The sequence below is a fragment of the Kribbella sp. NPDC002412 genome (assembly GCF_053592935.1).
The window spans coordinates 1-24,781 of record NZ_JBSFBL010000079.1 but is presented as its reverse complement, the minus strand read 5'-3'; the positions used below and the strand labels follow the sequence as shown (position 1 = coordinate 24,781).

The following is a 24,781-nucleotide window of genomic DNA, read 5'->3' as shown; positions in this document are numbered from 1 at the left end:
GCGGTGAGGTCGAGGCCGATGCCGGTTGGGGTCATCAGGGTTAGGCGGTCGTGATGACCACGGTGGTCGCCGACGGCGAGACGGCGTACCAGGAAGGGGCGAGCGGCGCCTACGACCTGCTGATCCTGGACATCGGGCTGCCGCGGGTTGACGGGTTCACCGTGCTGCGACGGTTGCGCGAGGCAAGGGTGACGATGCCGGTGGTGATCCTGACCGCGCGGGACAGCGTGCGCGACACGGTCGCCGGGCTGGAGGGCGGCGCCGACGACTACATCGCCAAGCCGTTCGCCTTCGAGGAGCTGCTGGCCCGGGTCCGTCTGCGGCTGCGCAGCGAGGGGACGCCGGACGCCAGCATCCTGCAGGTCGGCGACCTCAGCCTGGACCTGCGCACCCGGCGGGCGGTCGTGGACGGCGAGACGGTCGACCTCACCGCCCGCGAGTTCCTGCTCGCCGAGGTCTTCTGCCGGCACCCCGACCAGGTCCTGTCCCGCGAGCAGCTGCTGTCCCAGGTCTGGGGCTTCGACTTCGACCCCGGCTCGAACGTCGTCGACGTCTACATCCGCTACCTCCGCCGCAAACTCGGCTCCAACCGCATCCAGACCATCCGCGGCATGGGCTACCGCCTGCTCCCGTGAGAGCTCTCTCATCCGGGGCTCAGGGTTGTCTCACCACCGGGCGGAAAGGTGAAGTCAACCGATTGTTCACCTGGAGGAAACCATGTCCGGTCTGGCAGTTGCGATACCCGCCGACCTGCTCGCCATCGGTCTGCTTGCTTATGGCACCTACTTTCGCCGGTACCACCGGCGCGACCTCCTGCTCGCGTACGTCGCCCTCAACGCCGGCATCCTCGCGGTCACCGCGATGCTGGCCGGCAGCGGGGCCGGGATGGGGCTCGGGCTCGGGCTGTTCGGCATGCTGTCGATCATCCGGCTCCGGTCGGACTCGATCACCCAGGAGGAGGTCGCCTACTACTTCATCTCGCTCGCGATGGGCCTGATCAACGGCCTGCACCCCGGTCCGTTCTGGCTCGCGCCGGCGCTGAGCTTCCTGCTCGTCGGCCTGATGTACGTCGTCGACCACCCGCGTCTCACGCTGCGCTCGCGCCGCCAGAAGGTCGTCCTCGACCAGGCCTACCCGGACGTCCGCGACGTCGGTCCGGCGCTGGAGCGGCTGCTGCGGGCGGACATCCGGCACTTCGTCGTCCTCGACCTGGACCTGGTCACCGACACCACGGTCGTCGACGTTCGCTACCGGGTCCGGGCCACGGCTCCGCACACGGTGAACGCCGTACGGCGGTTCGAGCGGTTCGCATCGTGACGCGGCGGGCGCAGGCGGCGATGACCGGCGCGCTGGCCCAGTTGGCGCCGATCACGCTGGACGAGGTGCTCGCGGAGGCGGCGCTGCAGACCCGGGTGGATCGCAAGTACCTGGTGCCGATCGCGACGTTCGTCGAGCTGGTGACCCGGTTGCGGCAGCGGTTCGCCGTACTGGAGATCGACGGACAGCGGACCTTCCGGTACGAGTCGGTGTACTTCGACACGCCGTCGCACGGGCTGTACCGGCAGCACGTGCAGCGGCGGCGGTACCGGTACAAGGTGCGGACCCGGTCCTACCTGGACAGCGGGGAGTGCAGCTTCGAGGTCAAGCTGAAGGGCAACCGTTCCGAGACGGTCAAGTCGCGGATGCCGTACCCGCTCGAGGACCGCGCTCGGCTGACCGCCCCGGCCCGGGAGTTCCTCGCCGACCAGCTGCGGACGGCGTACGGCGTCGGCGTCATCGACCGGCTGCAGCCCGCGCTGACGACGACGTACCGGCGGAGCACCTTGGTCGACCGGGTCGAGCACGCCCGGATGACGTGCGACATCGACCTGCGGTTCTTCGACCGGGACGCAGTGGTCGAGGTGTTGCCGGACACCGTGCTCGTGGAGAGCAAGACGGCAGGGCGTGCCGGAGCGGCCGACCTGGTGCTACGCGACCTTCAGGTACGGCCGATCCAGGTCAGCAAGTACTGCGTCGCGGCCGCGCTGCTCAACCCTCAGCTGCGCTCCAACCCGTGGCACCGGACGTTGCGGCAGCTCACTCGGAGTGGATGATATGCGCGTCCGGACCCGGGAAGAACAGTGACTCGGTGTCGGTGTCGGTCCAGTGCACCAGGTACGGCGGGGCGCCGTTCGGATCGTGGACCTCGACGATCTCGCCCTGCCGCCGGTGAGCCATCACGTGCGTGCCCTCGACGATCACTGTGTCACCAGCCGTCGCCTTCATCGAACCGCCTCCTCAGTCGATGCTCCCTTCAAGCTTGACCCCGCACCCCCCACCAGCACCAGATGTCAGTGGATGTCGGTGGCCAGCCGGGCGGCGAGCGCGGCGAAGATGCCGGCGCAGACGCGTTCCAGGCGGCGGCGGACTTTGCCACCGGCGCGCAGGACGGTGTTGGTGAGGCTGCCGGCGAGCAGGCCGACGGAGGCGTCGACGCAGAAGCCGACGACGATCAGCAGGGCGCCGAGGACGAGGATCTGGAGGGTCGCGGGCCAGCTGGCCGGGCCGGTGGTGATGAACTGCGGGACGAACGCCAGGTAGAACAGGATCACCTTCGGGTTGGCGACGTTGGTCAGCGTCGCCATCAGGTAGGTCCGGCGGAGCGTCCGCTTGGGCAGCTCGAGCGTCTCGTCGGCCTCGCCGAGCGGCCGGCGGCTGGCCTGCCAGGTCAGGTAGGCGAGGTAGAGCAGGAACGCCGCGCCGGCGATCCGTACGCCGTTCAGCACCTGAGGCGCCGCCTGGATCAAGGCCCCGAGCCCCAAGGCAGCCGCCACGGTGTGCACGACCAGACCGGTCGACACCCCGGTCGCCGCGACCACCCCGGCCCGCCGCCCACCTGCTGCCGCGTTGGCGGCGATGAACAACATGTCCGGCCCCGGCACCACACTCACCACCAGCGCGGCGACCACGAACCCAATCACGATCGAGAGCTCCATCCGCCCATCCTCACCCGCGCCACGCACCGCCTCCACGGGGTTTCCATCCACTGAGCAGCGCGGTACCAAGGTGGTATGGCTGACTACGAGGCGTCGAGGACGGTGGACGTCGCCTGGAACGTCCTGTTCGACTACCTGAGCGACGTCCAGCGGTTGCCGGAGTACCTCCCGCAGATCGACCAGGCCCACCTGCTGCACATCGGCCCGCCCCCGAGCGAGCCCTACCAGCTTCCGGAACCCGGGGAGACCGGAGTCGAGCAGGTCGACGTCGACGTCCACCCCGAAGGCGCGGGCGCGGTCAACGAGCGGGCGTGGATCAAGGTCGTCCAGCACGGGCGGAAGCTGCAGTGGGGCGTCCCGGGGGCTCACCACTACGGCGGGGAGCTGGAGGTGGACTTCATCGCGGACGGCACCTCGCGGGTGACGGTCCGGCTGCACACCGAGCACGAGGGAGGGCCGGACGTCGAGCGGCTGCTGCAGGAGACGCTCGCGACGATCAAGGCGGCCGCGGAGGGCCGGCACACCCGGGAGAGTGGCGAGCCCGAGGCCTGAGATCCGGAGGGTGGTTCCGGCGCCGCTCGGGTACGCTTCGTCGAAGCGCTTCGACGAGTGAGAGGCAACCGCGGTGAAGTTCAGTGACGGGTTTTGGCAGCTGCGGACGGGACTGACGCGGCTGCGGCCGGCCGAGGTCGAGAGCGTGCAGGCGGGGGAGCGGGAGCTGACCGTGTTCGCGCCGGCCAAGCGGATCGAGCGGCGCGGTGACACCCTCAACCAGCCGGTCTTCACCGTCACCTTCACTGCCCCAGCACGCGGCGTCATCGGCGTTCGGATCGCGCACCATCTCGGTGGGCTGCCGGCGCGTCCGTCGTACCGGCTGAACACCGACGACGAGCATCCGGTGAAGGTGGAGGCCGGTCCCACCGAGGCGCGGCTGACTTCGGGCGAGCTGAGCGTGGTCGTCGGCCTGGACGGGCCGTGGGACGTCCGGTTCGAGCAGGACGGGCGACCGCTGACGAACTCCGGCGCGCGCAGCATCGGCCTGATCACCGATGCCGACGGCCGCACCTACCTGCACGAGCAACTCGCGCTCGGCGTCGGCGAGACGGTCTACGGCCTCGGCGAGCGCTTCGGCCCGTTGGTGAAGAACGGCCAGGTCGTCGACACCTGGAACGCCGACGGCGGCACGTCCAGCGAGCAGGCCTACAAGAACGTCCCGTTCTACCTGAGCAGCAAGGGGTACGGCGTTCTGGTCGACAACCCGGCCAACGTGTCGTTCGAGCTCGGCTCCGAGGTCACGTCACGCAACCAGTTCAGCGTCGAGGGCCAAGAGCTCTCGTACTACGTCTTCGCCGGCCCGACCCCGAAGGATGTGCTTCGCCGCTACACCGCCCTGACCGGACGGCCGGCCCGCGTCCCGGCCTGGTCGATGGGCCTGTGGCTGTCCACGTCGTTCACGACCGACTACAGCGAAGAGATGACCAGCGCGTTCGTCGACGGGATGGCCGAGCGGGACCTGCCGCTGAGCGTCTTCCACTTCGACTGCTTCTGGATGCGGCAGTTCCACTGGTGCGACTTCGTCTGGGATCCGGTCGCGTTCCCGGACCCGGCCGGGATGCTGCGCCGGCTGAAGGACCGCGGCCTGCGCATCAGCCTCTGGATCAACCCGTACATCGCGCAGCGCTCGATCCTGTTCGAGGAAGGCTGTCGCCTCGGCTACCTGCTCAAGCGTCCGGACGGATCGGTCTGGCAGTGGGACATGTGGCAGGCGGGGATGGCGATCGTCGACTTCACCAACCCGGACGCGACGGCGTGGTTCCGCTCGAAGCTGCAGGCGCTCATCGACCTGGGCGTCGACTGCTTCAAGACCGACTTCGGCGAACGCATCCCGACCGACGTCGCCTGGTACGACGGCTCCGACCCGGACCGCATGCACAACTACTACCCGCACCTCTACAACGAGGCGGTCTTCGGCCTGCTGGAGGAGAACCGTGGTGCGGGTGAGGCGGTCCTGTTCGCCCGCTCCGCGACGGCCGGTGGGCAGCAGTTCCCGGTGCACTGGGGTGGTGACTGCGAGTCGACGTTCGAGGCGATGGCCGAGTCCTTGCGCGGCGGGCTGTCGCTGGCCACGTCCGGGTTCGGCTACTGGAGTCACGACATCGGCGGGTTCGAGGGCACGCCGGATCCGGCGATCTTCAAGCGCTGGGTGCCGTTCGGGCTGCTGTCGTCGCACTCGCGGCTGCACGGCTCGTCGTCGTACCGGGTGCCGTGGGCGTTCGACGACGAGGCGGTCGACGTGCTGCGGAAGTTCACCAAGCTGAAGCTGTCGCTGATGCCGTACCTGGTCACGATCGCGGACGAGGCGCACCGGGACGGGGTCCCGATGATGCGGCCGATGATCCTGGAGTTCCCCGGCGACCCGGCCGTCGCCTACCTGGACCGCCAGTACATGCTCGGTCCGTCGATCCTGGTCGCACCGGTGATGAGCTTCACCGGCGAGGTGTCGTTCTACCTTCCCGAGGGCACCTGGACGGATCTGCTCACCGGCGACAAGCTCACCGGTCCTCGCTGGGTGCACCAGACGCACGGCTTCGACACGCTGCCGGTCCTGGTTCGGCAGGGCGCGGTCCTCCCGATCGGCACGGTGGACGACCGGGCCGAGTACGACTGGTCCAACGACGTCGAGCTGCGCTGGTTCACGCCCACCGAAGGGCAGACCGCGCCGGCGAAGTTGCCCGATGCAACGGTCGAGCTCAGCCTGCGGGACGGACAGGTCGAGTCCGACAAGGGCTACACCGTCAGGCTCTGCTGACTACGAGGTGGCGCCGGTGTAGCGCCGTACGCCTAGCCCCCAGAGCAGCGTGGTCGCCAGTGTGAAGACGCAGCCGAGTACGACGGCCAGCGTCAAAGTCCCGGGGTCAGGACCACGGGTGAGGGTTTGCGCGGGCCAGGTCGTGACGGCGGCAACGGGGAAGGCGAACGTCAGGAGCCGCCGCAGCCAGCGGCCGTAGATGTCGACCGGATAGCGCCCGGTCTGCCAAGCAGCGCCGTGCAGGACGCCGAGGCTGAGCCGAGGCGCCCAGAAGGCCAGCGAGGCGAGTCCGACCAGCGTGGACCAGCCGATCACCAGCCCGATCAAGGTGAGCATGGCCCACCCGGCCACCGCAAGCGGCGACGGGACAGTGCCGAGCTCACGCAGTCCGAGCATGATCACGCCGATCCCGAGGATGCTCTGCACGAGCGCGAGCGGCGCGTGCCGGGTGCAAGTCGCGAGTACGACGCTCGTCGCCGGACGGAGCAGATACGTGTCGAGCCGCCCGTCCCGGATCTGCTGCGCGAAGTCCGCAAGGCTGGGGTCGAGGAAGGCCGCGCGGAGGCCGGTGATGAGCGCGTACGTGCCAGTCAGGGCAAGCATCTGGCCGGCGGACCAACCGGCGAGCAGACCGGTCTGGGTGAAGACGATGCCGATGGTGGCGATCGAAGCGGTCAGGTCGACGAGGGCCAGGAGCGCGTCGAAGAACAGGTTGGTCCGGTAGGCCAGCGCACGGCGAAGCGACAGGGAGAACGCCGTACCGAATAAGCGCGCGACTCTCATCAGGCTCCCACAGTGGTGTAGCGGCGGATCCCGAGACGCCAGGCGCCGACGGCGCAGCCGCTCAACGCAACCGTCCAGACGACGGCGATCGCATACCCGGCGGCCGCGTCGGCGGGTGTCAGCGTGCCGGCTGCAAGTTCCGCCGGGAAGCCGAGCATCGACCGGAAGGGCAGCAGTTGGGCGATGGTTCGCAACGGCTCGGGAAGCAGCGCGTTCGGCGCCGCCGTGCCACCGAGCAGGAAGATCAGTACGGCGCCGAAGGCGACCACCGCATGCACTCGTTCGGTCCAGAACGCGGCCATCGCCAGCGTCCACACGAACAAGAAGTGCAAGGCCGCGGCGAGGACGAGAGCGGGCAGTGCGGCCAGCAGCGCGAGCGGTGCGAAGCTCACGCCCATCGTGGAGCCGACCAGGACGAGCAGCGGGATCCCGAGCAGGAACATCCAGAGCCGGATCGCCAGATTCTCCCCGAGCGGACCGATCACGACCGGCTGCGGCCGCAGCAGCGCGGCGGCGACGTCACCGCTGTAGATCGCCTGCGCGAACGTGTGATTCTCGAACGAGGCCGTCAGCAACGCCACGCAGATGACGGCCAGGTAGTAGCTGCCGACCTCGGCCCCTGCTCCGGGCACGTGCTGCCAGACGAAGAGTCCGAGCAACGGCGCCACCGCCTGTCCGAGGATCAAGGTGACGAGGAACCACCAGGCCCCCGACCAACCGATCACCTGACGCCAGATCTCGAGCCGCAGCAGCCGGACGATCCGGCTCACGAGGCGATGTCCTTGGTACGGCGCAGCCGCTGGTAGGCCTGATCCATCACGTTCTCCAGCGACGGTTCCTCGACCGACAGGTCGGCCACCGCGAACGTGGACAGCAGCCGGGCCGTCGTCGCCGGCACCGCATCCCGTCCGACCCGCAGCAGCCACTGATTCCCGTCGCGCTGCAGCACATCGCCGTACGGCGTCAGGTCCGGATCGTCATCGGTCACGGCCACCCGGATCAGCTTGGCCGGGGCGAACACCGAGCTGAGCTCGTCGCGTCGCCCGTCGAAGGCGAGCGCGCCGTCGTCGACCAGGATCAACCGTGGACACAGCGACTCCACGTCGGCCATCGCGTGGCTGGTGAGCAGCACGGTGGCGCCGGTACGGGCGGAGTACTCGGCGATGAAGGTCCGGATGGTCTTCGCCGCCGAGACGTCCAGCCCGATCGTGGGCTCGTCGAGGAACAGCACCTTCGGGCGGTAGACCAGCGCGAGCGCGAGACCGGCCCGCATCCGTTCGCCGAGGCTCAGGGCGCGGACCTGGCGCTGCAGGATCCCGTCGAGATCGAGGAGCTCGCTGAGCTCGGCGAGGTTGTGCCTGAACTGCGCGTCGGAGATGTCGTAGAGGACCTGCTGGTAGCGGAACGAGTCCAGCACCGTGAGCTCCGGCGCGTCCCCGATCGGCTGGCTGCCCCGGATCAGCGCGATCTCGCGGAGGTACTGGTTGTGCCGCCGCCACGGGACCGCGCCGAGCACCCGGACCCGGCCGCTGGTCGGGTGCAGGATGCCGGCCAGGATCTTCAGCGTGGTCGTCTTCCCGGCGCCGTTGCGGCCGAGGAAGCCGACGACCTGGCCGGCCGGGATCCGGAAGCTGAGGTCCCGGACCGCGTGGACGTCGCGGTATTCCCGCCGTACCAGCGCCCGCGCCGCGGCCCGCAGCCCGCCGTCGCGCACCGGGACCCGGTAGGTCATCGACAGCTCGTCCACCACGACGGTATCCATGCTTAAAGTTTATCGTTGAAGTACAGTTTGACTGTTTCCCGCGACTGACCGAGGAGCTGCAGTGTTGGAACCCTCAAGTGGCGCGTCAAGGTCTGTGCGCGGGGTCGTGCTCGCCCGGGAGGCCGGGATCTCGGTCCAGCAGGTGCGTAACTACGAGCAGGCCGGGTTGTTGCCGACGGCAACGCGGACCGCGGCCGGCTACCGGGAGTTCGACGAGTCGCACCGGCGGGCGTTGACCGCGGCCCGGGTGCTGGTCCGCGCGTACGGCTGGGACGCCGCCGTGACGATCCTGGCCGCCGTACACCGTGGCGACCTGCAGACTGCGGTGGCCTGCGTCGACCACGCCCATGCCCAGCTGGACCGCGAACGCGAACGCATCCAGCAGGCCCTGCGAGCCTTCGAGGTCGTCGTCACGCACCCTCTCGACGCCGACCCGCGAATGGCGGCCGCGCTCGAACAGATCACCCGGCAGGACGCGCCCTTGCGGATCGGCCAGCTCGCGAACCTGCTCGGCGTCCGCACCTCGGCACTGCGCTTCTGGGAACGCTCCGGCCTTGTCACCCCGGTCCGCGAGCGAACCACCGGCTACCGCAGGTACGACGTCGCCGCGGCCCGGGACGCCCACCTCGTCCGCCTGCTGCGCGAGGGCAACTTCTCGATGACGATCATCCAGGCCGCCCTCGACGAGATGCACTCCTCGCCGGACGGCCGCCCCGAACGCGTCGGCGCCGAGCTCAACCGCCGGAACGCCGAACTGCACGAACGCAGCCTGGCCCGCCTCCGCGCCGACGCAGCCCTGGTGTCCTACCTGGACTGGCGGAGCAGCTCGAAGACGACCTCAGGCGCCGAGAAGACAACGTAGAGGGTGTGCAGGCCGGTTGCCGTCAGCCGACCGGATACCCACGTGAGTTCGCGGCCAGGCGGAACCTGCACCCTGTCGAGAATCTCGCCGTGCAGTGGATCGTCCAGCCGGAGCTCGATCATTGCCTGTGTCGTCCCTCGGTTGGCGACAGAGGCCTGGTACGGCGAAGAACGCAACTCGAGGTCGTCGTAGGAGGCCCACGCACCCGGCTCGAGCGAAATGACCGCATCGCCGCGGTCGGGTGTCGCGGTGGTCAACGTGATGGCGGAGTACTCGTCGAAGCTGGTGGCGGCGAGGTGGTCGAGTGAGCGCGCCGGGATGCGTTCGCCTTGTACGTCGAGGGTTGCGGCGAGCCGGGTGTCGGTGCTGGAACGGCCCACCATGATGCTGTGCCGGGCGGTCTCGACGCACCGGCGATCCCGGGTCACGTCCCAGAAGCCGAGGTCGGCCGCGGCGATCGTCAACTCGACCTCGGTGCTCTCACCGGGAAGCAGCGACAGTCGCCGGAAGGCGCGCAGTTGCCGCAATGGCTGCTTCACGCGCGACCGCTGCTGATGCGTGTAGAGCTGCGCGACCTCGCTGCCGGCCCGGTCCCCGGTGTTCGTCACCGTGAACGTGACGCGGACTTCGCCGTCCGCCGGGATCGAGGCCGAGCTCAGGCGCAGGTCGCCGTACGCGAAGGTCGTGTAGCTGAGGCCGTGGCCGAATGGGTAAAGCGGCATCCCGCGGTAGTAGAGGTACGTCGCGTCCGTCGCGATGATGTCGTAGTCGAGCAGATCCGGTAGATCGGCGGCCGAGTGGTACCACGTCTGCGTCAACCGGCCGGCCGGGTCCGCATCGCCGAACAGTACGTCGGCCAACGCGCGCCCGCACTCCTGACCGCCATGCGCGGACCACAGCAGCGCCGGCAGATTCTGTTGCGCCCAGCCGACGGCGAACGGGTAGCTGCTCGTCATCACCAGCACTGTGCGCGAGTTCACCGCATGGACCGAACGGATCAGCCGGTCCTGGGCCTTCGGCAGGTCGAGGTCGGCGCGGTCCTCGGTCTCGCGGCCGTTCACCATCGGGTGATTGCCGGCGACAACGATCGCGACATCGGCCCGCGCGGCGACCTCGGCCGCCGCCGCTGCACCGTCGACGAGCACCTCGAGCTCGAAGTCCGTCCCGGAGTCGCCGAGCCCGACGGCGTCGTCGACGCGGACGTAGCGGCCGCTGTTCAGATGCAGGAGCCGGACGGTGTCACCGCTCTCGACCAGCCGGAAGGTCTGCTTCACCTCCCAGCCGTTCGGACCCGGCTGGTCCGCGACCAACGAGCCGTCGTCGGTCACGGTCAGGTGCTGTCCGTTCCGGACCGATCGCAACGCACACGCGTCCCCACCCCAGTCGAACAGGTCGAACCACTTGTGCTCGCCATCGTCCACGCGCAGTACGCCGTCCACTCCGATCGTCAGGTACGACGCCGAGCCCGCAAGCCGGAGCGCGATCCGGTCCACGCCCTCGCAGTACTCGACCCGGTCGGCACCGAGCCGTTCGACGAGACCGTCGAACGCGGTGACCTGGTAGGGCAGGGTCCCGGCGTACCAGTCGGCCGACACTGTGTTGGCCAGCGGCCCGATGACGGCGAGGCGCTTGATCGCGGAGGCGTTGAGCGGCAGCACCTGGCACTCGTGCTTGAGCAGCACGATCGACTGCCGGGCGGCCTCGTGCGCGAGCCGCCGGTGCGCGGGGCAGTTGACCAGGTCGGGCTCGAGTGAGCGGTACGGATCGAGCTCGGCCGGGTCGAACTCGCCGAGCCGGAACCGGATCGCGAGCGCGTGCCGGACCGCGGTGTCGACGTCGGCCATCGTGATCAGGCCGCGGTCCAGGGCTTCGGTGAGCCGCTCGATCGACGGCCCGGCGTTCGTGTCGTCCTGGGTGAAGCTGTCCACGCCGGCCTTGAGCGCGGCGGCGTACGCGGTCGGGCCGTCGGGGTGGTACTGCTGCAGACCCCAGAGGTTGGCGGGCGCGTACGCGTCGCTCACCACGAGCAGGTCGTCGTCGGTCCACTCGCGGAGCGCATCGTTGATCAACGGGCTGAGGTGGGCGGGCCGGCCGTTCACCAGGTTGTACGACGGCATCACCGCAACGGCCGCACCGGCTTCGATCGGCGCGCGGAACGCGGGCAGCTCGTAGTCGTGCAGCACCCGCGGCGGCAGGTTGCTCGAGGTCGTGCAGCGGTCGGTCTCGTTGTTGTAGGCAAGGAAATGCTTGAGTGTCGGGGCGGTCTTGAGGTACGTCGGGTGGTCGCCGGCCAGGCCGTGGCCGTACGCGGTCGCGACGATCCCGGTCAGCCAGGGATCCTCGGCGTACCCCTCCTCGTTGCGGCCCCAGCGCGGGTCGCGCAGCGGGTTGACGACCGGCGCCCAGACGTTCAGGCCGACCGCGGCCGGGTCCTTCTGGTGGAAGACGCGGACCTCGTCGCCGACCGCGGAGCCGATCGCCCGGACCAGGTCCGGGTTCCAGGTGGTGGCGAGGCCGACGGCCTGCGGGAAGACGGTCGCCGGGCCGAGCCAGGCGACGCCGTGCAGCGCCTCGGTGCCGGTCCGGAAGGAGTCCACGCCGAGGCGGTGGACCGGGGCCTGGTGCTGGTGCAGCAGGGCGAGCTTCTCACCGGCGGTCAGCCGGCCGAGGAGATCGTCGAGTCGTTCCCGCACCGGCCGGGCGGGATCACGGAACGGTGGATTCAGGGCGGGAGTGCTCATCGGCCATCGACTCCACTGCGGCTGTGCGTCGAAGCGCTTCGAACGCTCCGCTGGCAATCGATCGAAGCGCTTCGACGGTGTGGGCGAAAAAATCCGTCTCGGCCCGTGACGGCCTTGCTACGACGGAGTGATCAGAGGGTTGCATCCCCAGCGAGGCTGGTCAAGACCTGGGTAGCCGCTTTCCCCCGTTCACAAAGTGCTGCCGGGGAGGTGCCCCTTGGTCAAGGACGCCAGGGCCTGGGCGGTGGCGCCCAGGGGAGTGGCGGTGTGCGGGAAACTCGACGCGACGATCGTGCAGCCGCCGGCATCGGGCGCGATCGCGGACTCGTGCATCGCCTTGGTGATCGCGGGGGAGAGGTGCGGAGCCAGCAGGGCGTATGCGCCGCCGAGCACCACGTGTCCCGGGTTCAGGATGTTGACCAGGGCGGCGATGCCGTGGCCGAGGTGGGTGCCGGTCTCGGCGAGCACCTTGGTGACGGCCGCCTCGCCCGCGTCGGCGCGACGGATGAGGTGCTCGAGCTGGATCTGCGGATCGGGGTCGGCCGGTCCGTCGATCCGCGACAGGATCGACGGCAGGCTCGCGAGCGCCTCCAGACAGCCCCGGCGCCCGCACCCGCACTGCGGCCCGTCCGGAACCAGGCGGAGGTGACCGATCTCGCCGACGTACCCGCGGTGTCCCCTGAGCGGGCGGCCGTCGACGATGATCCCTGCGCCGACCCCGGTGTCACCGCTGAGCTGGATGAGGTTCTCCGCACCGGCGAGCGGGCCGTAGAGATGCTCGGCCAGTACGGCGAGCGACGCGTCGTTGTCGACGGTCACCGGAATGTCCGGCCGCCCCAGCGCGGCGGTGAGATCCGCCTGCAGCGGCACATCCCGCCAGCCCAGTCCCGCGGCCAGTACGACGGACCCGTCCCGGTTGACCAGACCCGGTACGCCGACCGTGATGCCCAGCACCTGGCGACCCGACGACTGCACGGTCGCGATCGCACGCCGGGCGAGCGCCGCCACCGCGGCGACCGTCTTCGCGGGCCCCGCGTCGACACCCGGTCCGGCTCGGTGCCAGCGCAGTACCTGCTCGCCGGCGGTGTCGCAGGCGAGCGCGGTCAGACCCCGCGCGCTCACCTCCAGCCCGATCGCGGCGTACGCCGAGCCGTCCAGGACGAGCAGGGTCGCGGGCCGCCCGACGTGGTTCTGCGTCTGCTGGGTCTCGCGGACCAGCCGGCGGTCGAGCAGGTCGCCGACGATGCTGGTCACGGTCGCCTTGTTCAGCCCGGTACCGGTCGCGATCGCGGCGCGTGAGCAGGGCGCCTGGCGGCGCAGGTAACCCAGCACCGCGGCCAGGTTGGTGGCGCGGATGTCGGTGTGGTCCGCGGTCTGTGTGGTCAAGGTCGTCCCGTTCGGCTCGTCCGGGGGTGGCCCGGGTCTGGCTCAGTTCTACACCTTGTCGTGCCTTCGTGTCTGGGTTAATTTGTTTGGCTACCAGCCCAACTAATTCTAGGGGATCACCAGTGACCGGACCAGTGGGCGGCAGCACCAGCCGCCGGACGTTCATCTCCCTGCTCGGCGCGGGCGCCGCGGCGGCCGCCGGCGGCGTGACGCTGACCGGTTGCTCCGACGGCAGCTCCGGGTCGACGGCAGGACGTGCCGAGACCGAAGACAAGCTGTCGGGGTTGCTGCCGAAGTACATCGCCTACGAGTCGGTCGCGCCCGACCTGCCGGGGGAGAACGGCGCCGCGCCCGGCTTCACCAAGTACCCGGCCGAGCTCAAGCGGGCGGTGCCGGACAAGGCGGTGACCAGCGGCAAGGAAGTGTCCGCGATGACGCCGCTGTGGAGCCCGATGCCGCCCGGCCTCGGCAACAACACCTACTACGACGCGAACAACGAGCGGATCGGCGCGCCGGTCCGGTTCAACATCCTGAACGGCAACGACTACGGCGACAAGCTCGGCCCGATCCTTGCCGCCGGCAACGTGCCCGACCTGCTCTGCGTGCCGGGCTGGAACATCTCCGGGCTGACCAGGTTCGGCCAGGCGGTGGACAAGCTGTTCGAGGACCTGACGCCGTACCTGGCCGGTGACAAGGCGGCGGCGTACCCGATGCTGGCGAACCTGCCGACCCGGGCCTGGGCGTACGGCGTCTGGAACTCGCAGCTGAAGGCGGTGCCGTTCCCGTCCGACGGGTTCCCGTGGGCGCTGTTCTACCGCAAGGACATCTTCGACGAGGTCGGTGTCGAGCCGCCGAAGAACGCGGACGACCTGCTGGCGCTGGGCAAGGCGCTCACCGACGCGAAGGCGAACCGCTGGGCGTACGGCGCGGTCGCCGACGAGGTGATCCGGTCGTTCGGCGCGCCGTCGGACTGGCGCAAGGACTCCGGCGGCAAGCTGGTGAACAAGATCGAGACGCCGGAGTTCGAGGAGGCCGTCGCCTTCGTCCGGAAGCTCTTCCAAGCCGGCTACGTGCACCCGGAGGTGGTCGGCAACGCGGGCGCGGACCAGAACGCGCTGTTCGAGGGCGGCAAGCTGGTGATCCGCCAGAACGGCCTGGGCGGCTGGCACGAGGCGCTGCAGCGGCAGCTCACCATCAACCCGAAGTTCAACCCGCAGCCGGTGATGCCGTTCGCGCACGACGGTGGCGAGGCGATCACGTGGGGCGGCGAGCCGGCCGGCATCTTCACGTTCGTGAAGAAGGGGCTCGGCGAGGCGCGGGTGAAGGAGCTGCTCGGGGTTCTCAACTACACCTCGGCGCCGTTCGGGACCGAGGAGTACCAGCTCTACAACTACGGGGTCGATGGCAAGCACTACACCAAGCTGCCGTCCGGTGCGCCGAAGCTCACCGCGCTCGGGCAGAAGGAGGTGTCGCAGACCTACATCTTCCTGGGTGGGCGCCCGACCGCGATCACCCAGAGCGAGTACCCGGGGTATGTCGAGTCGATGAGCGCGTGGCAGAACGCGGCGGCCAAGGTGCAGCAGAAGAGCCTGTTCGACGGGATCCGGGTGGAGCAGCCGGCCAAGATGGCCGCGCTGCACCAGCCGTTCGACGACGCGCTGCAGGACATCTTCCGCGGACGGCGGCCGGTCAGCGAGCTGAAGACCGCCGTCAAGCAGTGGCAGACCAACGGCGGCAACGAGGGCCGCGACTTCTACGCAAAGGTGCTCAGTGACAACGGCCGTTAAGGATCCAGTGAGTACGGCGCCGGCCAAGGCAAAGCCTCCGTCGGCGCCACGACGGCCCCGCGGCGGGGCAGGTTTCCGGCATCGGTTGCGGCGGGATTGGCCGTTGTTGGTGATGGTCTTGCCGGTGGTCGTGTTGCTGGGCGTGTTCCACTACTTCCCGACGCTCGGCAACGTGATCGCCTTCCAGGACTACTCGCCGTACGTCGGGATCCGGGGCAGCGACTTCGTCGGGTTCGCCAACTTCAGCCGGCTGTTCTCCGAGCCGGCGTTCTGGAAGGCCGTCGCGAACACCCTGAGCATCACCGCCGTCCAGCTGGTGTTCTTCTTCCCGGTCCCGATCGGGCTCGCGCTGCTGCTCAACAGCGTGCTCTCGGTCCGGCTGCGGACGCTGATCCAGGGCGTCGTCTACCTGCCGCACTTCTTCTCCTGGGTGCTGGTCGTCTCGCTGTTCCAGCAGATGATCGGCGGCGCCGGCCTGCTCGCCCAGTCGCTGCGGGCGAACGGCTACGAGGCGGTCGACCTGATGACCAAGCCGGACACGTTCATCCTGCTGGTCACCGCACAGTCGATCTGGAAGGACGCCGGCTGGGGGATGATCGTCTTCCTCGCCGCGTTGTCGACCATCAACCCCGCGCTCTACGAAGCGGCCGCGGCCGACGGCGCGAACCGCCGCCGCCGGCTCTGGCACATCACCCTGCCGGGCTTGCGCCCGGTGATCGTGCTGCTGCTCATCCTCCGGCTCGGTGACGCGCTGACGGTCGGCTTCGAGCAGTTCATCCTGCAACGCAGCGCGGTCGGCGGCAGCGCGGCCGAAGTACTCGACACGTACGTCTACTACCAGGGCCTGCTCGTCGGCGACTTCGGGTACGGCGCCGCCGCCGGCCTGTTCAAGGGTGTCGTCGGCCTCGTCCTGGTCCTGGTGGCCAACCGATTCGCCCACATGGTGGGCGAGCAGGGGGTGTATTCCCGCTCATGACGACAACAACGGCAAGACCGATCTGGGAAGAGGAACCGACCAGGATCGCGCGGCTGTCGCGGCCGGTGGTGCTGGCGCTGGTCGCGCTCGCGGTGACCTTTCCCTTGTACGTCGTGGTGGTGACCAGCCTGTCCACGACCGAGTCCGTGACGCGGGCCGGCGGGCTGGTCGTCGTACCGCGGGAGTTGACGCTGGCGGCGTACGCGCAGCTGCTGTCCGGGGGAGTGGTCACGCGGGCGTTGGTGATCAGTGTCTTCATCACGCTCATCGGTACGGCGTTCAGCCTGGGGATCACCGTGCTGGCGGCGTACGGGTTGTCGCGGCCGGGGTCGTTGTTCCACCGGCCGTTGCTGTTCGTGGTGCTGCTGACGTTCCTGTTCGGGCCGGGCATCATCCCGAGCTACCTGGTGGTGAACGCGCTCGGGCTGATCGACAGCTACGCGTCGCTGATCCTGCCGACCGCGGTGTCGGCGTTCAACCTGATCGTGATGCGGTCGTTCTTCATGGGCATCCCGGGTGAGCTGATCGACAGCGCCCGGATCGACGGCGCGGGCGAGTTCGCGATCCTGCGCCGGATCGTGCTGCCGCTGTCGAAGGCGGTGGTCGCGGTGGTCGGGCTGTTCTACGCGGTCGGGTACTGGAACGCGTTCTTCAACGCCCTGCTCTACATCAACGACAACAACAAGTGGCCGTTGCAGATGGTGCTGCGGACCTACATCGTGCAGGCCCAGGTGCTGCCGACCGGCGCCGGCGGAATCGCGAACGGCACCGGTCTGGGGATGGCCCCGGCGCCGAGCCTGGCGATCAAGATGGCCATCGTCGTGATCGCGATCGTCCCGGTCCTGCTGGTCTACCCCTTCATCCAGCGCCACTTCACCAAGGGCGTCATCATCGGCGCGGTCAAGGGGTGATGATGGAGCTTCCCCGTAGGCACTTCCTTGCCCTGGGCACCGGTACTGCGTTGGTCGCGGCCGGCGCCGGTCGGGCCGAGGCCACGGCATCCACCGGGTACAGGTGGAGGAATGTAGAGATCGTGGGTGGCGGCTTCGTCACCGGGATCGTCCACCACCCGCGCAAACGCGGCCTCGTCTACGCGCGCACGGACATCGGGGGCGCGGCGCGCTTCGACAATCGCACGCGACGCTGGGTCCAGCTCCTGCACTGGATCGGCTGGGACGAGTGGAACTGGACCGGCGTCGAGAGCCTCGCCCTCGACCCCACCGATCCCAGCCGCCTGTATCTTGCCGTCGGCACCTACACCAACGACTGGTCGCCGATCAACGCCGCCATCCTTCGCTCGGATGACCAGGGCCGGAACTTCGAGCGGACCGACCTGCCGTTCAAACTCGGCGGCAACGAGCCAGGTCGCTCGATGGGTGAGCGCTTGGTGGTCGATCCCCGCGACGGCCGCGTGCTGTTCCTCGGCACCCGGGGACACGGACTGTGGCGCAGCACCGACCGAGGGGAGACCTGGGCCCGAGTCGACAGCTTCCCGGTCACCGGTACGGCGGGGATCGGCATCGGCTTCGTCTTCTTCGACCCGCGCAATGGCACCATCTATGCCGGCGTCGCGGACCCCGCGGCCGGGCTGTATCGGAGCACCGACGCGGGCCTGACCTGGGCCCCGGTGCCGGGACAGCCGACCGGACTACTGCCGCATCACGGCGAACTAGGGGCCGACGGCGACATCTATGTCACCTACGGCGACCGCCCCGGACCCTACGAGATGTACGACGGCGCCGTGCACAAACTCGACACCGCGACCGGCCGGTGGACTGACATCACCCCGCTGCGACCCAACACCGGCGGTGAGGCTGGCTTCGGGTACGCCGGCCTGGCCACCGACCCAAGACGACCGGGCACGGTGATGGTGTCGACAATGAGTCGCTGGGGTCCGGTCGACGACGTGTTCCGCTCGGTCGACGGCGGCCGGACCTGGCACTCGATCGCCGAGCGGATCGTACTGGACACGTCCGGAGCGCCGTACCTGAACTTCCACGGCACGCCGAAGCTGGGCTGGATGATCGGGGACATCTCGATCGACCCGTTCGACTCCGACAAGGTCCTGTACGTCACCGGCGCGACGATCTTCGGCACCGACGACGTCACCGAGGCCGAGGCCGGCCGCAGCACGCACTGGTCGGTGCGGGCGCAGGGGCTGGAGGAGACCGCCGTACTCGATCTGATCAGCCCGCCGTGGGGCCCGCCGTTGATCAGCGCGCTCGGCGACATCGGCGTGTACCGGCACGATCGGCTGGACGTCGTGCCTCCCGACGGACAGGCGTCGAACCCGGTCAGCGGGACGTCGCCGAGTCTGGACTACGCGGCGCTGGCGCCGGGGTTCGTCGTACGGCTGGCGAACGCTGGAGCGGGGGAACGAGGGGCGTACTCAACGGACGCCGGGGTGTCGTGGCAGCCCTTCCTGGGCGAGCCCGCCGGACTGACGCAGACCGGCCGGATCGCGGTGAGCGCCGACGCCCGCACTCTGCTGTGGGCACCGGGTGACGTCGCACCGCACTACTCACGCGACCGCGGGACCACGTGGTCGATTGTCGACAATCTGCCGGTCAACAGTGCGGTTGTCGGCGATCGGACCGATCCGCGGCTGTTCTACGCCTTCGATCCGTCGACCGGTACGGCGTACGCGAGCACGAACGGTGGAGCCACCTTCACGGCGACCGCGACCGGGTTGCCGACCGGTGCCGGGAAGCTGGAGACCGTGCTGGACCGGGCCGGGCACTGCTGGCTCGCGGCCGGTGCGGGCGGGTTGTACCGGTCCGTCGACCGCGGACTAACGTTCCAGCCTGTGAGCTCAATCCAGGAGGCGGCCACGATCGGCTTCGGCAAGGCCGCGCGCGGCCGGACCGACATGGCGGTCTACACGTCGGGCAAGGTGAACGGTGTCCGCGGCATCTTCCGGTCCGACGACAGTGGTGCGTCGTGGCTGCGGGTGAACGACGACAAGCACCAGTACGCGTACACCGGCGAGGCGATCACCGGCGACCCACGGGTCTACGGCCGCGTCTACGTCTCCACCAACGGCTTCGGCATCCCCTACGGAGAACCGGTATGACGCGACTCTGGTACGGCGGGGACTACAACCCGGAGCAGTGGGACGAGGCGGTGTGGAAGGAGGACGTCGACCTGATGCGTCAGGCCGGCGTCAACCTCGTCACCGTCGGCGTCTTCTCCTGGTCGAGCCTCGAGCCGTCGCCCGGGGTCTACGAGTTCGGCTGGCTGGACCGGGTGCTCGACGGGCTGTACGACGCCGGCGTGAGTGTCGACCTGGCCACGCCGACCGCGTCACCGCCGCCGTGGTTCAGCCGGTTGCACCCGGAGGCGTTGCCGGTGACGGCTGACGGCGTACGGCTGACGCATGGCAGCCGGGACACGTACTGCGCTTGCGCACCGGCCTATCGTTCGGCGGCCGCTCGGATCGCGCGGGTGTTGGCTGAGCGGTATCACGACCATCCGGCGCTGGCGATGTGGCACGTGCACAACGAGTACGGGACGACGTGCTACTGCTCGTTGGCGGCCGAGCGGTTCCGGTCGTGGCTGCAGGAGCGGTACGGGTCGCTCGAGCGGTTGAACGCTGCGTGGACCACGGCGTTCTGGAGTCAGGGGTACGCCGATTGGCAGGACGTGCAGCCGCCACGTCGTACGCAGTACCTGGTGAATCCGACGCAGTACCTGGACTACCGGCGGTTCTGGTCGGACGAGTTGCTGGCGGCGTACCTCGAGCAGAAGGCGGAGCTCCGGGCGCTGTCGTCGTTGCCGATCACCACGAACTACGTCTTCGGCGGCTGGGTGCCGGTCAACCACGCGCAGTGGGCGGCCGAGGTCGATGTCGTTGCCATCGACCACTATCCGGGCCGGACCGATCTCGGCGCCGAGGAGCAGACCGCGTTCGGCGCCGACCTCGCGCGGTCGTGGGCCGGCGGGAAGCCGTGGCTGCTGATGGAGCAGGCCGCGGGCGCGTTGAACGACGGGCAGCGGCTGCACCCGAAGGAGCCCGGGCGAATGGCCCGCCACAGCCTGTCGCACATTGCCCGCGGGTCGACCGGAGCGCTGTTCTTCCAGTGGCGGGCATCGCGGGGCGGGGCGGAGATGTACCACTCGGCTCTGGTGCCGCACGCGGGAGCCTCGTCGCGGATGTTCCGGGAGGTCGCCGAGTTGGGAGCGGTGCTGCCCTCGCTCGCCGAGGTGGCGGATGCTCCGGTGGTCGCCGACGTCGCAATCCTGTGGGATGTCGAGTGCTGGTGGGCCATGCAGGGTACGCATCTGCCGTCGTCGTCGCTGGACTATCTGGCTGCCGTGCAGGATGCGCATCGGCACTTCTGGCGTGCCGGGGTGACTGTCGACTTCGCGGCACCTTCGGCGGACATGTCGTCGTACAAGACTGTCGTGGTGCCGTCGCTGTACTTGATCAGCGACGAGGCGGCGGCGTCGCTCGCAGCGTTCGTCGAGGGCGGTGGGCAGTTGGTGGTCGGCTACTTCAGCGGCATCGTCGATCCCGAGGTACAGGTGCGGCTCGGTGGGTACCCGGGCGCCTTCCGGGACCTGCTCGGGGTGCGGGTGGAGGAGTTCCACCCGCTGCCGGCCGACGGCGAAGTGGAGTTGTCGTCCGGTGGGCGTGGGCGGTTGTGGAGCGAGGACGTGGAGGCGGTGTCGGCCGAGGTGGTCGATCGGTACGTCGGGGGAGTGCTCGACGGGAAGCCGGCCATCACCCGCCGCCAAGTCGGCAACGGGACCGCTTGGTATGTCTCGACCGCGATCGACTTCGAGACCGCCGCCGGCATCTTCGGGCTCTCGCCGTCAGCCGTTGAGACGGTCCGGCGGCGCGCCGGCGACACCACGTGGACCTTCCACTTCAACCACGGCGACGCGCAGGTCGACGTACCCGCTGATGGGATCGAGCTCGTCTCCGGGGCCCGTGTGGACGGCTCGTTGTCGGTGCCGGGAGGTGGCTACGCCGTGGTGCGGTCGCCGTGAGGAGCTTCGCAGGTGCTGCCCCGGGCGATGACCTTCGGCGGAAGCAGGGTCAGCTCGGGTACGGCGCCGCCCTCGAGCTTCGCGATCAGCGCCTCGACCGCCTGCTCGCCGATCCGCTCCGCCGGGATGGTGACCGACGACAGCTGCGGCACCTGCCGCTCGGCGACGTCGTCCGCGCAGATCGCCATCAGCGACATGTCCTCCGGGACGCGCCGGCCGAGGCGGCGGAGCACGTCGAGCAGCGGGCCGATGATCGGCTCGTTCTGCACCACCAGGCCGGTGATGTCCGGGTGGTCGTCGAGCAGTTGCTCGACCGTGCCGAGGATCGCGTCGAAGGTGTGCTCACACGGCGTCTCGACCCCGAGGATGCCACGCCGCTCGGCGGCCTCCGCGAACCCGGTCAGGGTGCGTTGCGCGAAGCCGGTCTGGCGTTCGTAGACGGCGGACGGCGTACCGAGCAGGGCGAGCGAGCGGTGCCCGAGGTCGGCCAGGTGTTCCACGCAATGGGCGCCTGCGGCAACGAAATCGAGGTCGATGCAGGTCAGCCCGTCGGCGTCGGCCGGATACCCGATCAGCACCGACGGCATCGGCAGCTCCCGCAGCACCGGCACCCGCTCGTCGTGCAGCTCGACGTCCATCACGACCAACGCATCCACGAGCGAGCTCTGCGCGACTCGCTCCAGCCCCTCCGGCCCTTCGTCGGCGGTCAGCAGGAGTACGTCGTGATCGAACCGGCGGGCCGCGGTCACCACGGCGGTGGCGAACTGCATCATCACCGGGACGTGCATGCCGGTGCGCAGCGGGATCACCAGCGCGAGCACGTTGGACCGCTGGCTGGCGAGCGCGCGGGCACTCGCGTTCGGCCGGTAGCCGAGCGCGCGGACGCTGCGCTGGACGCGTTCGCGGGTGTCGGACGAGATCGACCGCTTCCCGCTGAGCACGTAGGAGACCGTGCTGGCCGCGACCCCGGCATGCCGGGCAACGTCCGCGATCGTGACCATCGTGAGGGGCTCCTTCTCCTGGTGGTGGTCCCAGTCTGACCCAGTCGAAGCGCTTCGACTCGCAGCTACAGCGTCGAGTCGGAATTCCCCTGTGTCAAGTCCCTTTACTTGGTCAGGCGGTAGATGCGGGCGGACGGTTCGGAGCGGGTCTTGGTGAGGGTAAGGCCCTTGCCGGTTGTGGTGTGGGTCAGCCGGGTTGGTCTGTGGGGAAGAAGGGTTCGGTGGTGAAGTCGACCAGGGGGAGGGTGATTTCGGCGGGCGCGGAGGCGCGGTGCCAGACGGTCAGGTAGGTGGTTGTGGGGTTGGTCCGGCTCCGCGGGTACGACGCTCAGCCGCACCGGACTGTCGTCGTCGACAGTGAAGGACAGCGTCAGGCCTGAGGGGGTGCTCCAGCGGAGGTTCGTCGAAAAACCTTAGGAGGCTCGGCCACCGGCGGCGCGGCGGTCGTCTCGCGTCGCGGGCGGGCGAGCGTGATGCCGAGCAGCACCAGTCCCATCCCGCACCACTGCGGGAGGGCGAGCACATCACCCGACAGCGTCAGGCCGAGCAGCGCGCCGGTGAGCGGGTTGAGCAGACCGATGAGCCCGACCGTGGCGGTGGTGAGGTGGCGCAGGCCGGCGAACCACGCGGTGAACGCCAGCGCGGTGGCGATCAGGCTGACATAGGCGAAGGCGCCGTATGTTGGTCCGTCGAGCGCGGGCGGAGGACCCTCGATCAAGACGGCGAACGGGATGAGCACCAGACCGCCGGCGATGAGTTGCCAGGAGGTGGTCGCCAACGGGCTGTCGATGCCGCCCCACTTCTTGGCCAGCACGTAGCCGCAGGACGACATCGTCAGCGCGGCCAGCGAGGCCGCGACACCGCGGAGATCCACCCCCGAAGCCCCGGCGCCGAGCATCAGGTAGACGCCGGCGATCCCGGCCGCAGCGCCGACGAGGACCGGCATGGTCGGGCGCTCGGCCAGCAACGCCCACGCGAAGCCGGCCATCGCGAGCGGCGACGCGGACATGATCGTCGAGGCGAGACTGACCGGCAGCAGCTGGGCCGCGAGGTAGATGAGGGCGAAGAACGCGCCCATGTTGCAGATGCCGAGCAGCAGCGACCGCCACCACCAAGCGCCGCGGGGAAGGCGGCGGGCGATGGACAGCAGGAGAAGCCCGGCGGGCAGTGCGCGGACGACACCGCCGTACAGGGGATAGGCGGCCGGCAGGTACTCGTGGGTGACGAAGTAGTTCGTGCCCCACGCGATCGGGGCGATCGCGGTGACGAGTGCCCAGCGGAAGGTATTTTCCATGGAAACTACTATATCTTCCAAGGAAGATATACTGCGAGTCGTGACCGAAGACCATGTGGCGCGGATCCAGGCGGAGTGGCGGATCGAGCGGCCGGACGTCGACACCGGCCCGCAGGGCGTGATCGGCCGGCTGCACCGGATCGCGAACCACCTGACCGGCGAGCTGACCCTGCTCTACGCGAAGTACGGGTTGTCCGAGGGGGAGTTCGACGTACTCGCGGCGTTGCGTCGTGCCGGTGCGCCGTACGAGCGGGCGCCGGGCGAGATCGCGCTGCACACGATGGTGACGACCGGCGCGGTCACCAAACGGGTGGACCGGCTCGAGCAGGCCGGCCTGGTGCAGCGACGGCGGAGCGATGATGACGGCCGAGGTCGTGTCGTCCGCTTGACCCCGGCTGGGCGGCGGTTGTTCGACCGGGCGTTCACCGCTCACATGGCCAACGAGCGCCGGCTGCTGGACGCCCTCGACCCGGATGACGCGAAGCAGTTGGAGAAGCTGCTCACCACCTGGCTCGCCGCTCTGGAGCCGCCGAGAGACGGCGGGGAAAAGCATTTCCGGTAGATTCTCCGGCGGGGACCCGAGGGAGGTGCTGATGGCACGGGTGACGATCCGGGAGATCGCCCGCCGGGCAGGGGTGTCGAAGGGGGCGGTCTCGTACGCGCTGAACGGTCAGCCGGGCGTGTCCGAGGAGACCCGGGCCAGGGTGCTCAGGGTCGCCGAGGAGCTGGAGTGGGTGCCGAATCCGGTCGCCCGGCAGCTGTCCGTCGCGCGCAGTGAGACGTTCGGGCTGATCCTGGCGCGGCCGGCGCAGACGCTCAGCGAGGAGCCGTTCTACATGGCCTTCGTCGGCGGGCTGGAAGGAGTGCTCAGCGAGCGCTCGTACGCGTTGGCGCTGCGAACCGTGCCGGGCGCCGAGGAGGAGCTCGCGGCCTACCGGAAGTGGTCCCGGGAGAAGCGCGTGGACGGCGTCGTCGTGGTCGACGTCAAGGCCGACGACCCGCGCATCCCGCTGCTGAAGCAGCTCGAGCTGCCGACCGTCCTGGTCGGCGACCCCGCGCTGGCCGACGGCCTGACCTGCGTCTGGACCGACAGTACGACGGCCATGACGGAAGCCGTGGACCATGTCGCCGAGCTCGGGCATCGACACGTCGCCCGGGTCGCCGGTCCACCGGACCACGGGAACGTCTGGATCCGGGACCAGGCCTTCGCGGCGGCGACCCGCCGTACCGAGCTGTCCGCCGAGGTCGTGCACACGGACTTCTCCGGCGACCAGGGTGCGGTCGCGACCCGGCAGCTGATGTCGTCGGCGACGCCGCCGACCGCGATCATCTACGACAACGACCTGATGGCGGTCGCCGGCCTGTCGACGCTCGGCAACCTCGGAGTCCGCTGCCCGGACGACGTCACGCTGA

Annotated in this window: 22 protein-coding genes; 13 read left to right on the top strand and 9 right to left on the bottom strand. The window is 69.4% G+C overall.

Annotated features, from left to right (window positions below):
* Nucleotides 1–53: 53 nt before the first annotated feature.
* From ACWCOV_RS37965 to ACWCOV_RS37955, 3 genes are all read left to right on the top strand, one after another.
* Nucleotides 54–635 carry a response regulator transcription factor gene (locus ACWCOV_RS37965; protein ID WP_449834215.1) on the top strand — a complete coding sequence of 194 codons (582 nt, stop codon included), beginning with the start codon at nt 54–56 and terminating at the stop codon, nt 633–635.
* Between the two features lie 82 nt (nt 636–717).
* On the top strand, nt 718–1,317 hold the full coding sequence (locus ACWCOV_RS37960) for a DUF4956 domain-containing protein (RefSeq protein ID WP_449834214.1): 600 nt from the start codon (nt 718–720) through the stop codon (nt 1,315–1,317).
* On the top strand, nt 1,314–2,093 hold the full coding sequence (locus ACWCOV_RS37955; RefSeq protein ID WP_449834213.1) for a polyphosphate polymerase domain-containing protein: 780 nt from the start codon (nt 1,314–1,316) through the stop codon (nt 2,091–2,093). Before ACWCOV_RS37960 ends, ACWCOV_RS37955 begins: the two co-directional genes overlap by 4 nt.
* Here ACWCOV_RS37955 and ACWCOV_RS37950 read toward each other — a convergent pair.
* Nucleotides 2,077–2,265 carry a DUF1918 domain-containing protein gene (locus ACWCOV_RS37950; RefSeq protein ID WP_396354717.1) on the bottom strand — a complete coding sequence of 63 codons (189 nt, stop codon included), beginning with the start codon at nt 2,263–2,265 and terminating at the stop codon, nt 2,077–2,079. The two genes, ACWCOV_RS37955 and ACWCOV_RS37950, sit on opposite strands and share 17 nt — an antisense overlap.
* Before the next feature lie 65 nt (nt 2,266–2,330).
* Nucleotides 2,331–2,975, bottom strand: coding sequence for a LysE family translocator (locus tag ACWCOV_RS37945; RefSeq protein WP_449834212.1), 645 nt, complete (start codon nt 2,973–2,975; stop codon nt 2,331–2,333).
* Between the two features lie 75 nt (nt 2,976–3,050).
* On the opposite strand from ACWCOV_RS37945, the gene ACWCOV_RS37940 reads away from it, so the two are divergent.
* Together ACWCOV_RS37940 and yicI are read left to right on the top strand one after the other, a co-directional pair.
* Nucleotides 3,051–3,527, top strand: a complete 477-nt coding sequence (locus ACWCOV_RS37940; RefSeq protein ID WP_449834211.1) for an SRPBCC family protein — start codon at nt 3,051–3,053, stop codon at nt 3,525–3,527.
* 73 nt (nt 3,528–3,600) lie between these two features.
* A complete protein-coding gene (gene yicI / locus ACWCOV_RS37935) occupies nt 3,601–5,784 on the top strand; it encodes an alpha-xylosidase (RefSeq protein WP_449834210.1) in 2,184 nt (727 codons plus the stop codon).
* Here the strand turns inward: yicI and ACWCOV_RS37930 are convergent, their stop codons facing one another.
* Genes ACWCOV_RS37930 through ACWCOV_RS37920 form a run of 3 tightly spaced genes read right to left on the bottom strand, consistent with a single transcriptional unit; the run spans nt 5,785 to nt 8,329 of the window.
* A complete protein-coding gene (locus tag ACWCOV_RS37930) occupies nt 5,785–6,567 on the bottom strand; it encodes an ABC transporter permease (RefSeq protein ID WP_449834209.1) in 783 nt (260 codons plus the stop codon).
* Nucleotides 6,567–7,337, bottom strand: coding sequence for an ABC-2 family transporter protein (locus ACWCOV_RS37925; protein ID WP_449834208.1), 771 nt, complete (start codon nt 7,335–7,337; stop codon nt 6,567–6,569). Before ACWCOV_RS37925 ends, ACWCOV_RS37930 begins: the two co-directional genes overlap by 1 nt.
* A complete protein-coding gene (locus ACWCOV_RS37920) occupies nt 7,334–8,329 on the bottom strand; it encodes an ABC transporter ATP-binding protein (protein ID WP_449834207.1) in 996 nt (331 codons plus the stop codon). The genes ACWCOV_RS37925 and ACWCOV_RS37920 overlap by 4 nt, the downstream gene beginning before the upstream one ends.
* A gap of 64 nt (nt 8,330–8,393) precedes the next feature.
* Between ACWCOV_RS37920 and ACWCOV_RS37915 the strand changes: the two genes are divergently transcribed.
* On the top strand, nt 8,394–9,191 hold the full coding sequence (locus tag ACWCOV_RS37915) for a MerR family DNA-binding transcriptional regulator (protein WP_449834206.1): 798 nt from the start codon (nt 8,394–8,396) through the stop codon (nt 9,189–9,191).
* Here the strand turns inward: ACWCOV_RS37915 and ACWCOV_RS37910 are convergent.
* Together ACWCOV_RS37910 and ACWCOV_RS37905 are read right to left on the bottom strand one after the other, a co-directional pair.
* Complete coding sequence (locus ACWCOV_RS37910; RefSeq protein ID WP_449834205.1) at nt 9,134–11,932, bottom strand: glycoside hydrolase family 3 C-terminal domain-containing protein; 2,799 nt, start codon at nt 11,930–11,932, stop codon at nt 9,134–9,136. The two genes, ACWCOV_RS37915 and ACWCOV_RS37910, sit on opposite strands and share 58 nt — an antisense overlap.
* 189 nt (nt 11,933–12,121) lie before the next feature.
* Nucleotides 12,122–13,318, bottom strand: a complete 1,197-nt coding sequence (locus ACWCOV_RS37905) for an ROK family protein (RefSeq protein ID WP_449834204.1) — start codon at nt 13,316–13,318, stop codon at nt 12,122–12,124.
* A 122-nt stretch (nt 13,319–13,440) separates the two neighbouring features.
* Between ACWCOV_RS37905 and ACWCOV_RS37900 the strand changes: the two genes are divergently transcribed.
* The 5 genes from ACWCOV_RS37900 to ACWCOV_RS37880 all read left to right on the top strand — a co-directional run bounded on the left by ACWCOV_RS37900 (nt 13,441) and on the right by ACWCOV_RS37880 (nt 21,073).
* On the top strand, nt 13,441–15,105 hold the full coding sequence (locus tag ACWCOV_RS37900) for an extracellular solute-binding protein (RefSeq protein WP_449834203.1): 1,665 nt from the start codon (nt 13,441–13,443) through the stop codon (nt 15,103–15,105).
* A 124-nt stretch (nt 15,106–15,229) separates the two neighbouring features.
* Nucleotides 15,230–16,081 carry an ABC transporter permease gene (locus ACWCOV_RS37895; protein WP_449834202.1) on the top strand — a complete coding sequence of 284 codons (852 nt, stop codon included), beginning with the start codon at nt 15,230–15,232 and terminating at the stop codon, nt 16,079–16,081.
* A complete protein-coding gene (locus ACWCOV_RS37890; RefSeq protein WP_449834201.1) occupies nt 16,078–16,992 on the top strand; it encodes a carbohydrate ABC transporter permease in 915 nt (304 codons plus the stop codon). Before ACWCOV_RS37895 ends, ACWCOV_RS37890 begins: the two co-directional genes overlap by 4 nt.
* Nucleotides 16,993–16,994: 2 nt before the next feature.
* Nucleotides 16,995–19,154, top strand: coding sequence for a WD40/YVTN/BNR-like repeat-containing protein (locus ACWCOV_RS37885; RefSeq protein WP_449834200.1), 2,160 nt, complete (start codon nt 16,995–16,997; stop codon nt 19,152–19,154).
* Entirely contained in the window at nt 19,151–21,073 is a 1,923-nt protein-coding gene (locus tag ACWCOV_RS37880) for a beta-galactosidase (protein ID WP_449834199.1), read from the top strand. Before ACWCOV_RS37885 ends, ACWCOV_RS37880 begins: the two co-directional genes overlap by 4 nt.
* Here ACWCOV_RS37880 and ACWCOV_RS37875 read toward each other — a convergent pair.
* Both ACWCOV_RS37875 and ACWCOV_RS37870 read right to left on the bottom strand, forming a co-directional pair.
* A complete protein-coding gene (locus ACWCOV_RS37875) occupies nt 21,049–22,074 on the bottom strand; it encodes a LacI family DNA-binding transcriptional regulator (protein WP_449834198.1) in 1,026 nt (341 codons plus the stop codon). The two genes, ACWCOV_RS37880 and ACWCOV_RS37875, sit on opposite strands and share 25 nt — an antisense overlap.
* 370 nt (nt 22,075–22,444) lie before the next feature.
* On the bottom strand, nt 22,445–23,368 hold the full coding sequence (locus ACWCOV_RS37870; protein ID WP_449834197.1) for an EamA family transporter: 924 nt from the start codon (nt 23,366–23,368) through the stop codon (nt 22,445–22,447).
* A gap of 40 nt (nt 23,369–23,408) precedes the next feature.
* On the opposite strand from ACWCOV_RS37870, the gene ACWCOV_RS37865 reads away from it, so the two are divergent.
* Nucleotides 23,409–23,930, top strand: coding sequence for a MarR family winged helix-turn-helix transcriptional regulator (locus ACWCOV_RS37865; RefSeq protein WP_449834196.1), 522 nt, complete (start codon nt 23,409–23,411; stop codon nt 23,928–23,930).
* Nucleotides 23,931–23,961: 31 nt separating this feature from the next.
* Nucleotides 23,962–24,781: LacI family DNA-binding transcriptional regulator (locus ACWCOV_RS37860; protein WP_449834195.1), on the top strand; the 820-nt coding region annotated here is incomplete at its 3' end.